The sequence below is a fragment of the Arthrobacter sp. 05T45 genome, from assembly GCF_056395875.1.
The window spans coordinates 1-13,637 of record NZ_JBFTKI010000017.1; the positions used below are offsets into that span (position 1 = coordinate 1).

The 13,637-nt window shown below is 65.4% G+C and carries 11 protein-coding genes; 5 read left to right on the top strand and 6 right to left on the bottom strand.

Annotated features, from left to right (window positions below; genetic code table 11):
* The coding region (locus tag AC1DGD_RS15160) for a thiolase family protein (protein ID WP_476857343.1) at window positions 1–666 on the bottom strand (666 nt) is incomplete at its 3' end.
* A 130-nt stretch (window positions 667–796) separates the two neighbouring features.
* A complete protein-coding gene (locus AC1DGD_RS15165) occupies window positions 797–2,218 on the bottom strand; it encodes an NAD-dependent succinate-semialdehyde dehydrogenase (RefSeq protein ID WP_476857344.1) in 1,422 nt (473 codons plus the stop codon).
* Window positions 2,219–2,395: 177 nt separating this feature from the next.
* On the opposite strand from AC1DGD_RS15165, the gene AC1DGD_RS15170 reads away from it, so the two are divergent.
* Complete coding sequence (locus tag AC1DGD_RS15170; RefSeq protein WP_476857345.1) at window positions 2,396–3,154, top strand: enoyl-CoA hydratase/isomerase family protein; 759 nt, start codon at window positions 2,396–2,398, stop codon at window positions 3,152–3,154.
* A complete protein-coding gene (locus AC1DGD_RS15175) occupies window positions 3,154–4,032 on the top strand; it encodes a 3-hydroxyacyl-CoA dehydrogenase family protein (protein ID WP_476857346.1) in 879 nt (292 codons plus the stop codon). Before AC1DGD_RS15170 ends, AC1DGD_RS15175 begins: the two co-directional genes overlap by 1 nt.
* Window positions 4,033–4,194: 162 nt before the next feature.
* Here the strand turns inward: AC1DGD_RS15175 and AC1DGD_RS15180 are convergent, their stop codons facing one another.
* Window positions 4,195–5,889: an HNH endonuclease signature motif containing protein gene (locus tag AC1DGD_RS15180; RefSeq protein WP_476857347.1), complete on the bottom strand. Its 1,695-nt coding sequence runs from the start codon at window positions 5,887–5,889 to the stop codon at window positions 4,195–4,197.
* A 622-nt stretch (window positions 5,890–6,511) separates the two neighbouring features.
* On the opposite strand from AC1DGD_RS15180, the gene AC1DGD_RS15185 reads away from it, so the two are divergent.
* Window positions 6,512–6,688, top strand: a complete 177-nt coding sequence (locus tag AC1DGD_RS15185) for a hypothetical protein (RefSeq protein WP_476851117.1) — start codon at window positions 6,512–6,514, stop codon at window positions 6,686–6,688.
* On the opposite strand, the gene AC1DGD_RS15190 is transcribed toward AC1DGD_RS15185, so the two are convergent.
* The 3 genes from AC1DGD_RS15190 to AC1DGD_RS15200 all read right to left on the bottom strand — a co-directional run bounded on the left by AC1DGD_RS15190 (window position 6,665) and on the right by AC1DGD_RS15200 (window position 10,431).
* Window positions 6,665–7,606, bottom strand: coding sequence for an aminoglycoside phosphotransferase family protein (locus tag AC1DGD_RS15190; protein ID WP_476857348.1), 942 nt, complete (start codon window positions 7,604–7,606; stop codon window positions 6,665–6,667). The genes AC1DGD_RS15185 and AC1DGD_RS15190 overlap by 24 nt on opposite strands.
* A 204-nt stretch (window positions 7,607–7,810) precedes the next feature.
* On the bottom strand, window positions 7,811–9,454 hold the full coding sequence (locus tag AC1DGD_RS15195) for a flavin-containing monooxygenase (protein WP_476857349.1): 1,644 nt from the start codon (window positions 9,452–9,454) through the stop codon (window positions 7,811–7,813).
* 50 nt (window positions 9,455–9,504) lie between these two features.
* Window positions 9,505–10,431 carry an alpha/beta hydrolase gene (locus AC1DGD_RS15200; RefSeq protein ID WP_476857350.1) on the bottom strand — a complete coding sequence of 309 codons (927 nt, stop codon included), beginning with the start codon at window positions 10,429–10,431 and terminating at the stop codon, window positions 9,505–9,507.
* Between the two features lie 250 nt (window positions 10,432–10,681).
* On the opposite strand from AC1DGD_RS15200, the gene AC1DGD_RS15205 reads away from it, so the two are divergent.
* Window positions 10,682–11,758 carry an alcohol dehydrogenase gene (locus tag AC1DGD_RS15205; protein ID WP_476857351.1) on the top strand — a complete coding sequence of 359 codons (1,077 nt, stop codon included), beginning with the start codon at window positions 10,682–10,684 and terminating at the stop codon, window positions 11,756–11,758.
* Window positions 11,759–11,764: 6 nt separating this feature from the next.
* Window positions 11,765–13,624 (top strand): sigma-54-dependent Fis family transcriptional regulator, encoded by a 1,860-nt coding sequence (locus AC1DGD_RS15210; protein ID WP_476857352.1) that lies wholly within the window; start codon window positions 11,765–11,767, stop codon window positions 13,622–13,624.
* Window positions 13,625–13,637 lie beyond the last annotated feature (13 nt).

The window sequence follows — 13,637 nt, forward strand, 5'->3', positions numbered from 1 at the left end:
CCCGGGACGGATGCCCTCGTCGCGGACCAGGTCCGTGCCCGGGACCGGGACGACGAGGTTGTCGTAGAAACCCTCGTCCCAGGCCGCGGCGGCGAGGTTGTGGGAGGCGGCGGAGAACTCGTCCTGCTGCTCGCGAGTCACGCCGTACTTCTCCCGGAGCCGTTCGGTGGCCTCGCCCAGGGAGATGGTCCAGTCCGCCGGCATGGCCCGGTTCACCAGCCGCCAGCCCAGCGTGGTGGAGGCCAGGGTCAGGTCCCCGGCCGGGTAGGGCCTCTCGGTCTTCGGCAGCACCCACGGGGCCCGGGACATCGATTCGGCGCCGCCGATCAACATCAGCTCGGCGTCGCCGGTGTTGATCTGGCGGGAGGCGATGATCGCCGCGTCCAGGGAGGACCCGCAGAGCCGGTTGACCGTGGTGCCCGGGACCGAGACCGGCAGCCCGGCCAGCAGGGTGCCCATCCGGGCGACATTGCGGTTCTCCTCGCCCGCGCCGTTCGCGTTGCCGAACACCACCTCATCGATCCGCTCCACGTCCAGGGCCGGGGCGCGCTTCACGGATTCGCGGATCACGTGCGCCGCAAGGTCATCCGGGCGGACCCCGGCGAGGCCGGAACCGAACTTCCCGAACGGCGTCCTCACAGCGTCATAGATAAATGCCTGATTCATGATCTTCCTCTAAGTTCTGTGGCGCCCAACTACGCAGCAGCAGGGGTGGTTTGAGGGCGCAAAACGACCCCCTGCTGCTGCCTTGGGCTGGCTGGCCGCCCTCGGCGACTTGGCTGTGATTCGAGCGGGCCTACGCTGCCGGGATCCGGATCAGCTTCTTGTTGGCGAACTCATTGATTCCGTATTGCGCCAGTTCTCGTCCGACGCCGGAACGCTTCACCCCGCCAAACGGAAGGTCGGCGGCGCTGCGGCTGATGCTGTTGATCCAGACCATTCCGGTCTCCAGCTGTTCGGCAAGCTGCCGGGCGGCCTCAACATCCGCGGTGTAGACGGAGCTTGAGAGGCCGAAAGGCGAGTCGTTGGCCAGGTCAACAGCGGCTTCGGGAGAGTCCACCCGGTAAACCACGGCGGCCGGGCCGAAGATCTCTTCCGAGTAAGCCCGCATGTCCGGCGTCACACCGGTCAGGACGGTTGCGGGGTAGTAGGCGCCCGAGTCGTTGGGGGCGCCTCCACCCGTGACTGCGGTCGCGCCCTTGGAGACGGCGTCCTGGACCAGCTCGGCGATGTCATCGACGGAGGCCCGGGATGACAGCGGCCCGAAGGTCGTCTGCCCATCGGTCGGGTCACCCGGGGCGATCTTGGACATGGCCTCGGTGTAGCGGCGCAGGAACTCGTCGTAGATTCCGCCGACGATGATGAAGCGCTTGGACGCAGTGCAGGCTTGGCCGCCGTTGTACATGCGGCCAGCCACGGCGCCGGCTACGGCTTTGTCCAGATCGGCGTCGGGCAGCACGATGAACGGATCGGAGCCGCCAAGCTCCAGCACATACTTCTTCAGATGGCGTCCGGCAATTTCTGCCACGGCGGATCCGGCCTTCTCGGAGCCTGTCAGGGAAACACCCTGCACCCGGGGGTCGGCGATCATGGTGGCGATCTGGCCGCTGGTGGCAAACGCGTTGATGTAGACATCGGCCGGCAGCCCGGCGTCGCGGAAGACCGCCTCGATGGCCAGCGCCGACTGCGGGCAGTTGCGTGAGTGCTTGAGGATCACGGTGTTGCCCAGCACTATGTTGGGTGCGGCGAAGCGGGCGACCTGGTAGTAGGGGAAGTTCCAGGGCATGATCCCGACCAGCGGTCCGATGGGTTCGGTGCGGACCACGGCCGAGCCGGGTCCCCGGATCTCCAAGGGTTCATCGCGGAGGAAGCGCTCGGCGTTGTCCGCATAGTAGGCGTAGATCGAGGCCACGAGGGCAACCTCGCCGCGTGCTTCGGCGATCGGCTTGCCCATCTCCAGGGTCAGCAAGGCGGCGAGTTCTTCGGAACGTTCGCGGTGCAGCTCGGCCACGCGGGTCAGCACGGCGGCCCGTTCCGCCAGCGGAGTGGAGCGCCAGGTGCGGTATTCCGTGAAGGAGCGCTTGAGCGCATCCTGCACTTCCTCGTCGGTGAGTGTCGGGAACTCGGCAACGCGCTCTCCGGTTGCCGGGTTGATGGTCGCGTAGTTGCTCATGATCCGGAACTCTTTCTGCAGGTACGTCTTTGTCTTAGCAATCACGATCCCAGCTTCCGGCTATGCAGTCCAATACTTATTAGCCTCAAGATCAATGAGGATTTTGGATCAATGACGGCGTCGTGAGTGACTGCCCTCGGGCCTGATCTATCCAATTCCGACAATAACGGCCGGTCCATTAGGTATTGGACGCTGTGTAATAAACGATGCCATGGTGGGCTGGTGAAGACGATCAAAATCCACGACGCCGACGCGACCGTCCATGTCGAACTCAACAGGCCAGAAGTCCGCAACGCCATAGACCAGCTCATGGTGGACGAATTGCACACTGTATGCGCGGATTTGGAGCGCAATCCCAAAATACTCATCCTCTCCGGGGCGCAGCTTCCCTCCGGCGGCGTCTTCGCCTCCGGAGCCGACATCGCCCAACTCCGCGAACGCCGCCGTGATGATGCCCTGGCCGGCATCAATTCCGGCCTCTTCCAGCGAATCTCCAGGCTGCCGATGCCAGTGATCGCAGCCATTGACGAGTTTGCGCTCGGCGGCGGCGCTGAGCTGGCCTATGCGGCGGATTTCCGGATTGCGACGCCACGGGCAAAGATCGGCAACCCCGAAACCGGTCTGGGCATCCTCGCCGCCGCCGGCGCAGGCTGGCGCCTCGTGGAGCTCGTCGGCGAGCCTTTGGCCAAGGAAATCCTGCTCACCGGAAAAGTGCTCGACGGCGCTGAGGCAATGGCTGTTCGGCTGGTCACGGAGTTGCATCAACCAGACCAGCTGATCCCCGCGGCCTTCGCACTCGCGGCCCGGATCGCATCCCAGGATCCACTCGCGGTCCGCCTCACCAAGAGCGTCCTCCACGCCCCAAGGTCAGCACACCCGGCCATTGACGAACTCGCCCAAGGGATCCTCTTTGAATCAGAGGCAAAATTTGAGCGGATGCAGGCGTTTCTGGACCGAAAACAACGCAAAGGAACCAACTAATGACCCCTTCCACTCCCCCACTTGAAACCCAGGGCGTCCCCACGAGGGTAGGCGTTCTCGGCGGAGGCCGGATGGGCGCGGGCATCGCCCACGCTTTCCTTGTCTCCGGAGCTGCGGTGACAATAGTCGAACGGGACGAGGCCGCAGCCGCAGCGGCCCGCGACCGCGTGAGAGTGACGCTGGCCAAGGCCCTCGAGAGGAACGCGATAACCGAGGACCTGGAGTCGCTCTTGGGCCGGTTTGCGGTCTCCACGGACGCCGTCGACTTCGGCGGGGCGGGCCTTGTTATCGAAGCCGTGCCGGAGGACTTCAAGCTTAAGCAGGATGCCCTGCTCAACGTGGAGCGCCACCTGGGCACGGATGCCTGGATTGCCACCAACACGTCCTCGCTCTCCGTCACCGACCTGGCTGACTCGCTCGGCCGGCCGGAACGGCTGTGCGGGTTGCACTTCTTCAATCCGGTCCCGGCCTCGACGCTGGTGGAAGTCGTTCTTGGCCCCCGGTCCGCCCCTGAACTCTCCGACGCCGCCACCGGCTGGGTCCGCGGGCTCGGTAAGACTCCCATCGTGGTCAATGACGCGCCCGGCTTCGCGAGTTCGCGCCTTGGCGTGGCAATTGCGCTGGAGGCCATGAGGATGCTGGAAGAGGGCGTGGCCAGCGCCCAGGACATCGACGCCGCCATGGAACTCGGCTACCGGCACGCATCCGGACCACTGCGCACCACGGACATCGTCGGGCTGGACGTGCGCCTCGGTATCGCCGAGTACCTGCATGAAACCCTCGGCGAACGCTTCGCCCCGCCCCGGATCCTCCGCGACATGGTGGAGCGCGGCGAGCTGGGACGGAAGTCCGGCAAAGGGTTCTACGACTACTCCTGAGCTGTCAGAACCGATAGCCCGATGGCGGCCAGCGTTCTCGCTGGCCGCCATCGTGTCCAGCTGAGCTTCGTTGAGCAAAGCTGGGTTCTTCAACGCAGTCGTGGCGGCGGCGTCGCGCCGATCCCTCCGACCCAAAGAACCGGAAGGCACACGATCAACGGCTCACGCACATTGGAGCGGGCGGTCCTCCGCGGAAGGGCCTTCCAGAAGTTCCGGCCAGCCCGGATCGTCCGTTTCCGTGTCGGCAAATGGGTGCCCGGCGATGAATTGGTGCCAGTCCGGGAAGGGGTCCGGAGGCAGTTCAATTTCGGGCTCCGGAACGGGATCGTGGCCGGGATGGTAGTCCGGAAACGTTTCCGGTTCGAGACTATGTCCTGGCTGGTCTTGATCGGGGTCGGGGCCGGGTTCCGGGCCGGGTTCGTCCGTGGCCTGGATGTGGGGCAGCCAGTCCTCGGGCCAGTGGGGTGGTTCCCAGTCCTGGTGTTCGCTGGGATAGTGCCGTCCGGACGGTGAGGTCCAGCCCGGCGGGTGGTCCCTGCTGGCCCGGTCCGGTGTCCAGGCGGAGGCGTGTTTGAGCCGGTGGTGTTTCGGGCAGGGCTGGCCCAGGTTCGAGATACCGGTGGTGCCGCCGTCGGCCCAGGCCAGGAGGTGGTCTGCCTCGTTGTCCAGGGAATGGTTGCCGCAGCCGGGGAACGGACACCGGCCGTCGCGGAGCCGGAGCCAGTGGCGCTGGGCCGCCGTAAGCCGGTAGCTGGTCCGGCCGATTTCCAGCGGGGCACCGTCCCGGGGGTCGGTCAGGACCCGGGAGAAGGAACCGGCGCCCTCGGCGATGAGGCGGCGGGCCATCGAGGGCGGGATCGGCCCGTGCCCGTCCAGGACGGCCGGTTCGTCGGTGGCGCCGAGCAGGGACAGGACCGGGACGGTGACCAGAACCTGCGCACGCGGGACCGGAACAAGCCCACCCGCAGCCGTTTCGCCGGTGGTGCCGTCGTCCGATCCAGCACCCGTGCCGGTGCCGGTGGTGAGGAGCCAGGTGGCGGTGATGTCGGCGCGGAGCTGGGTCAGGGTCCGGGGCTCGTCCGGGCCCTGAAGGGCGCGGGCCGCCGCGGTGGCCCGGTCCCAGATCCCCGCGGCGGTGTCGGCCGGGAAATAGGCCGAGAGCCAGGCCATGCCGTCCCGGTCCGGAGTGTACTCGACCCGCCGGTCCGCGGCGCTCGTGGCGTGGCGTTCCTCGATGCCGGCCGGGTGGTGGCGTTCGCGCCAGGCGCGGGCCTTGGCCCGGAACCGGGACGGAACGAGCTCCCCGGCCGGACAGCCGCGGGCCGGGTTCGGTGCTTCGGGGTCCAGGAAGTGCGCCTCGAGCCCGGCCGCCCCGGCCGCATCCAGGCTGCTGGTTTCGTCCACGATGATCCGGGCGTGGGCCCAGGAGATCGCCCCGGACTCAAGGGCGGCCAGGGTCAGCGGCAGCGCCGTCGTCAGGGCGTGGGCTTCGGCGAGGAGGGCCGCTGCGGTGCGTTCGCTCACGGTCAGGACACAGGCGACCTCGGCCACCAGTGCCATCTCCTGTACGGCGCGGTCCCGCGGTGACGGCGCCGGCAGCGCCAGGAACCTGGTTGCCTGCGCGTAGTCGGCGGTCAGCCGCACCCTCAACGCCGCGGTCCGGGCCTCCATCCGGGCGACCTCGGCCAGCCCGTCCAGACAGGCATCCGCCCGCCGCCGCAGCGGATCGCCGTCTCCCAACGGGTCGGCAGCAGGCGCACCGGCGTCGTCAGCCCCAACGCCGGCGCCGGCCAAGGCAGCCAGCGCGGCAACAGAGGCGGCGACGGCCTCCACGGCCGCCCCGCTCTCCGCACTCAACTCCGCACTCCACGCTGTCCCGCGATCCATACGCCAAGCAAATCACGAGCCACCGACAATATTGATGCGACCGAAACGGTGCCCGCACGAAGCCGGCACGTTTGTGAACCGCAGCGGTAGGTGGCGGTCTTTTCGCCGCGTTGTGTGGCGCCCCCGGTGCCCGTAGTCCAATCATGCACCGGGTGGTCTGGCGGGGGCAGCAGCAGAATTCGAGGAAAGGACGTCTTTGCGGACCGCCCAACGGCCGATCGCTGCCGCTGCGCCAACTGTGGCCCATGGGATCAGCAGCCAGGGCTGCCGGCCGAGACCCAGGACGCTTCCCAGCAGCCAGAACGCGAGGGTGGGCACCGCGAAAAAAGCTCTGATGTGGATCCATTGTTGCCGGACCGGGCGCAGTAGGTAGGCCAACACACAGGCCAGTGGCGCCGCGAATACCAGGGCAACTCGAAGCCATAAAGAACCACCATGCCCAAAAAGCCCCACACGTGGCCGGCATCGGTTCCGTCCAGCGCGGCGGCTACGCCATAGTGTGCTGCAACCAGGAGCAGCAGAAAGCCAACCCAGAGCGAGGTGGCGATCAGCCAGCCCTTGATGAACGCGTACGCATCCAGGACCACTCGGCATGGACGCCCGCAAACCCCTGACTGTCACCCGCTACCCAGCCACCAAAGACTACGTCGCGAAACGAACAAGCCAAGGACGCACCAAGAAGGAGATCATCCGCAGCCTCAAGCGATACATCACCCGGCAGATCTACCGAACCCTCAACCACCGGTTAGTGCTGGCTAGCAGCACCTGAACCAGTGGGGGTAGTAACCGAAAACTCTCGGTCATTGAGGATGCGCGCCAAGGTGCTCCGCCCGAGCGCGCTCATCCCTGGAACCGTTTCCCGGTAGTACCAGACCAGGCCCATTGCCTGCTGGAACGCCCAGGCGGCTCCACGCCTCCACTCGAGGTCACTAGACGCCAGCTCCCGGCGTAAGAGTGCCCGCCTTTCGTTATCGAGCATGTGCCAGGCTGCGACAAGGTCAAGGGAAGGATCGGCACGAGCAAAACCCCCACCATCCAAGACGCCAAGAAGTCGGTCGCCTCCGACGAGGAGATTGCCGGGAATCAAATCCCCGTGCGTCATCACCGCCGGGCCAGCAGAGGGCAGGCTCCGGAATTCTGACCAGAGCGCACGGAGCCGGTCTACCGGAAGCAGGCCATCGCTCTTAAGAAAACAGACTTCCATCCACTCGTCAGAGTTCTTTAAGTCGCCGCCACGACCGGATCCCGTAAAAGGGCGGCCTCTCGCATCGGCGGCTCGAAGCGAATGAACGAGGGTGGCGAGGTCACGGGTGAACACTTCCGAGTGCGCCAAGCCATCGGGTGTTGCAACGACGCCGGGTAACCACGTTTGCACAGACCACGGCAACGGATAGCCGTGACCAGGACGGCCCAAAGCCACTGGCTCCGGTGTGGGGACGGGACAGCATGTTGCCAATTCACGCATTGCGGCTGCCTCCCGGACGAGCTCAGCGCTTATGTCAGTTGGGTCAGCGGATCGGAGCGGGAAACGTGCCGTGAGATCGGCGCCGATTCTGAATATGGCGTTGACCGTGCCGTCCGTCATGACGCGGCTGATGCGCTCGTGACCCCAACCTGGGAATTGTTCGACTACCAGTCGGCAAGCGAGGTCCTCGTCAATGTGCAACTGGTCGTCGTGCATAGTCATGCAGCTGACGTTAGCCCACTTACTAGTGCGTGGTCAGGACGAGATGGGAGATGCTTTCTCCCACGTCAGGACCTGGAACACTGCTTGACGAATACAGAAGCGTCCAAGCCTACCAATGGGCAAATGCTTCGCCATGGGATCGCAGAACGGCGACTACCACTCCCCCAAGGTGTGGCAGCCGCCGTCGCTGTCATTTGATTGTGGTTACTCCGCCGGGGCGAGTACCTTCAGGTCGAAGCCCTCGTAGCCCGATTCGCGAACTTCGGCGAGCTTGTTCCGGTAGTTGCCGAGGCCGCCGAGGTAGAACATGACCGTCCTCTTCTTGCCGGGGATATTGGCACCGAAGATCCAGGAATCGGCCTTCGGGAAGAGCGTCATGTCGGCGATCTCCTGGCAGGTCTCGGTCCAGGCTTCTTCGGCCTCGGCCGTCGGTTCCACGGAGGCCACCTGGCCGGCTTCTGCGTCCTTGACCAGTTGGGAGATCCACTCGACCTGGGTCTCAATGCTCGGCGGCAGGTTCGTGAAGGGACCGTTCGGTCCGAGGATCATGAACATGTTCGGGAATCCGGCGGTGGTGATGCCGAGGTAGCTTGTGGGGCCTTCCTTCCAGTGGTCCTGGATGGTTTCGCCGCCGCGGCCACGAATGTCCATCCGCGTGTAGTTACCGTCCACGGCGTCGAAGCCGGTGGCGAAGATCAACACATCGAGCTCGTGCTCAACGCCGTCGGACGTCCTGATGCCCTTTGGTGTCAGCTCGAGAATCGGCGTCTCCTTCACGGATACCAGCTCAACGTTGTCCCGGTTGAAGGTGGCGTAGTAGCCGCTGTCGCAGAGGGGGCGCTTGGCGTAAAGGTCGGTCGGGGTGAGCTTGCGGGCCGTCTCCGGGTCCTTGACGATCTCGGCGATCTTGCCCCGGACAAAGGATGCGGCAGCTTCGTTGGCGTCCCGGTCCGTGGCGATGTCGCCGAAAGTGTTGAACATGAAGCGGAATCCGCCGCCTTCTTCCCAGGCCTTCTGGAAGACCGCCTGACGGTCCGTTTCAGACACACTCATGGCCGGAACGGTGCTCTCCTCGAATCCGAAGGCGACGCCGGAGGCCCGGACCTGTTCCCAGATTTTGGGGTAGTCCTTCTTGACGGATGCGACGTACTCCGGCGTGACAGTGGTGTTGCCGACCGGGACGCTGTATTGCGGCGAGCGCTGGAAGACGGTGAGGTGCCCCACCTTGGGCGCGATGGCGGTGATGATCTGCAGGCCGGTGGAACCGGTGCCCATGACGCCGACGCGCTTGCCGGTAAGGTCCACGCCTTCGGGCCAGGCGCCGGAATGGTAGATCTTGCCCTCGAACGAGTCGATGCCCGGGATGTCGGGGATATTGGTGGCCGAGAGCAGACCGAGGCCGTTGACGATGTACTTCGCCGTGATGGTTTCCCCGGCGTCCGTTCCGATGACCCAGCGGTCGGCGGACTCGTCGTAGCGGGCCGAGGTGATCCCGGTGTTGAGCTGGATATCCTTGCGCAGCTCGTACCGGTCAACCACGTGTTCGAGGTAGCTGAGGATTTCGGGCTGCGTCACGTACTTGTGCGTCCAGTTCCATTCCTTCAGCAGTTCGTCGTCGAAGGAGTAGCGGTACACGAAGCTCTCGGTGTCCGACAACGCACCCGGGTAACGGTTCCAGTACCAGGTGCCGCCCACACCCCCGGCGCGGTCGAAGGCGCGGACGTTGAGGCCCAGTTCGTTGCCCAACTTGTGCAGCATGTAGATGCCGCCAAATCCAGCGCCCACGACGACGGCGTCGAATTCGGCGGTGGGGGTGGTGGAGGCAGTCTGCCCCTGTTCTTCAGCCATGATGAAATACTCCTTTGTGCTTCAGGTCTTTGTAGTGAAGTGGCCGGGGCTCAGTACTTGTACCAGCCGGCAATACGGGCGAGTTCGGCGTCGGCAACCTCGGAGTCGCCGGCCAGGAACGGGTACACGTGCTGCTGTCCTTCGCCGATGGAGAGCGTCACGTCGACGCCGGCGGCTTCCGCCAGTGCGTTCAGGCGGGTGGCGTTGTCCAGGAGGGATTCGGACGAGCCCGCGGTGATGTACAGGCGCGGGAACCCGGCGAAATCGGCGTAGAGCGGGTTGGCCAGCGGGTTCTGCGGGCTGACGGACTCGCCCAGCACGCCGGCGATCATGCCCTCGAGCAGGGGCACGGAGATGAGTGCGTCCGATGCGTCGTTGGTGATCAGCGTTTCGCCCTTGTTCTCCATGTCCAGCCAGGGTGAGAAGGCGATGACCTGGCCGGGCAGCGGCTCTCCCTGTTCTTTGAGGGCCAGGGGAATGGCAACCGCAAGGTTGCCACCGGCGGAGTCGCCGATGGTGGTGATGTCCTGCGGGTGGATGCCGCTCTCGACGAGGGCCTTGAAGGCGGCCACGCCGTCTTCGACCTGGGCCGGGTGCGGGTGCTCGGGCGCCCTGCGGTAGTCAAGGACAAAGGTGACGACGCCGATTGCCTTGGCAACGTGGCCGGCAAGCTTGCGGTGGCTTGACGCGGAGCCGACGGCGAAGCCGCCGCCGTGGGTGTAGAGCAGCACCTTTGTGCGGTCGGCACCTTCCGGGAAGGCCCAGATGCCGGGGACACCGCCGACGACGCCTTCCTTGTAGGTGACTGCCTCAGGCTCCCGCGTGGGCTGGTGCCACTCGTCGAAGATGCTGCGGAACAGGCGCATCGTCAGGTTGGGCGTGGTGGCGATGATTCCCGACCAGTCCGCGTACAGGTCGCGGAGGGGGTCGGTCGCCTGAGATGTTTCAGTCACTGCTGCTTCGGTCGAGATAGTCATCTCATACTCCTTCGTATGGAGAGCGCCCCCGCGTTGCCCGGGAACGGATGGATCGGTTGTTGGCTGCGTTTGCCGCTACATATAGCGTGGGTCACATTTCTGCCGGCTCAGTGTTCCACTTTGGAACACTCACGCGGCTCCTGATTGTTGCGCTCAGGACATCAAAGGGGCCGCGATTTAGTATTGGATACCTATCAGAACTGGTGTCATTCTTGAATCAATACAGTCTGCGCAACGATGCGAGGTCACCATGCACGCTTTTGCCGTTTTCCAAGACAGCCCAGAGATCCAGGACATCGAACTGCCGGATCCGCTGCCGACAGGAACCGAGGTCCTCTTGAGGGTCATCCGTTCCGGTGTGTGCCACACGGACACCCATCTTCGTGAAGGTTCGTACGATCTGGGCAGCCGCGGCGCGTTGAAGCTGGTGGACCGGGGCGTCACTTACCCGCTGGTCATGGGGCACGAAGTCGTCGGTGTCGTCGAGAAGGTCGGCGACCGTGTGCACGGGACCAAACCCGGGGACATCCGGCTGGTCTATCCCTGGATCGGCTGCGGCACGTGCCGGGATTGCCTTGCCGGCCGCGACAATGTCTGCGCCAACGGACGCAACCTCGGAGTAGCGGAGCACGGAGGCTACGCCGAGCAGATCCTGGTCGGTGACGAAAAGTACCTGGTGGATATCGAGGGCCTGGACCTCAGCTGGGCGGCGACGCTGGCTTGCTCCGGGCTGACGGCATTCAGCGCAGTGAACAAGGTCCTTCCGCTCGGACCCCACGAACCCGTCGTGGTGATCGGCGCCGGCGGAGTGGGACTCACCGCCATCGCCACCCTGAGCGCGCTCGGGCACCAGGCCATTTGCGCCGTCGACATTTCCGAACGCAACCTGGAGCTCGCGCGGCAGGTTGGCGCAGCCACCACCGTCCAGTCCACAGACGAAGGCCTCAGCGCAAAAATCGTTGCAGCCAGCGGCGGGCCCGTGGCGGCCGTCATTGACTTCGTGAACAACAGCCAAACAGCGCCGGTAGCCTTCGATTCCCTGCGCAAGGGCGGCCGGTTGATCCAGGTCGGGCTCTTCGGCGGCGAACTGACGGTACCCACCGCGCTCATGGCCCTCAAGATGCTCACTATCCAAGGCAGCTTCGTGGGGACCCCGGACGAGCTAAACCAGCTCATCGCCTTGGCCAAGCGGGACGCCATTCCCCACATCCCCATCATCGACGCCGAGCTCTCCGCCGCCTCTGTTGGCGAGAGCCTGGACAAGCTGACGCACGGCGGCGTGCCCGGACGCGTCGTCCTGCGCGCGGCAGACGGAGCCCAGGGCTGACCAGCCATGCAAAACCCCAGGAAGGTGCCCGATGATGCGCTCCGCGCTGCCCGGGAACAGCTCATCCGCCGCGGCCTGCTGAATGGGACCCAACTGACGGAAATCGTCTCCCCGGATATCGAGCACAGCTGGCGCCGCTCTATCGGCGTGGAGGCGTCGGCAGGGCCCGAGGCATTCCTCTTCGTCAACGACTTCGATCCGGACGGAATCCTCATCCGGGCCGCCAAGAGCGTGATGGATCACTGGCTGGAGAGCCTCAACGGCATGGGCATATCCCTGTTCCTCAGTGACCAGTCCGGTCAGATCATCGCCCGCAGGCTCGGGGACAGGACGCACGGCAATCGGTTCGATGAGGCATATGCCGCCGAAGGATTCAGTTTCTCGGAGCGCTCCGTGGGAACGAACGGGCTGGGCACCCCCATCGAAGGACGCCAGGCCGTTTTTGTCCGCGGAGCCGAGCATTTCAACGAGGCACTGGCACCCCTGTCGTGTTCAGGGGCCCCGATTCTGCACCCGGTCACCCGCCGGGTGCTCGGATCCATTTCCTTCGCCTGCGACACCGCTTTGGACAACCCGCTCATGCTGGCCATGGCCCGCGAAGCCGGCGGCCAGATCGAACGCCGACTGCTCGATCTCGGCAGCGCGACGGGACTCGCCCTGGGGATGTCGCAACTGCGTTTGAGCTCCTCCAAGGCCCCGGTCATCATGCTCGACGCCCAGGCTGTCATGACCAACGTCTCCGGACTGGCCGTCATGAGCAGCGAACTGCACACCACCCTGTGGGAACAATTGCGCGGCCTCGTGTGGACCGGCGCCAAGCAAACCATCGAGATTCCCTCCCTGAACGTCGATGCCACGGTCCAGCGAATTGACGATTCCGGCGGGAGCTCGGCCTTCGCCCTGGAGCTTTCCCGCGTTCCGGAGGCCGCAAGCAGTCCGGGCAGGGCCGAGCCTGGGGTGGCCGACGGCGGCTCTTGGGGCGGCGGGGCGGCGTTTGGGCACATCATGCGGAATGCTTTCGATCGCGCAGGTCAGGGGCCCGGGGCGATTGCTGTTTGCGGGCAGGGCGGCTCCGGCAAGCTTCACCACACACTCGCCTGGCTCAATGGGCAGGACTCCGGCCCGAATCCGCTGATCCTCGACGCCTGCCTGCTGCCAGGGGAACAGGATGCCACCTGGTTCTCTGACTGCCGCGAGGCGATCGCGGCAGGCCGGAGCGTCGTCCTGCGGCATCTGGAGGATCTTCCCCGGAGCGAGCTTAACAGGCTGAAGGCGCTGGATGTGGCGGTGCGGCAGCAGCCGGCCGGGCCGTCGGCAGGCGCCACACACGCAGGTACACCGCCGTACAGCGACACGGCCGGCCCCTCTCCAGCCCGGCTCGTCTTGACGATGAATCCGGACGCATGCCCGGACTTCGTATCCGAAGTGGTTTCCCAGATCGCTGCACGCGTGAATGTGCCGAGCCTCTCCGCCACCAAGGAACGCATCCCGGTACTGGCGGCACATTTTCTGGACGCAGCAGCTCCGGCCGACAGATCCACGCTCTCCGCAGCGGCGCTGCAAGGGCTCATGCGCTGGCATTGGCCAGGCAATGTCGCCGAGCTGCGCGCCACCCTCGAATCACTCGGGCGGGCACATCCCGGACGCGTGGTGCAGGCCAATGACCTCCCGGAACATCTCAGAAGCACGGGCAGGCGGAAACTCTCCAAACTGGAATCCCTCGAGCGCGATGCGATCGTGGCCGCACTCGAACAGAGCGGCGGGAACCGTTCGGTCGCCGCGAAATCCTTGGGCATGGGCCGGACCACGCTCTACCGGAAGCTGCGCGCACTGGGGATCGAAACACCCGAGTCCATGGCGACCTGACCCAGTCATCCGG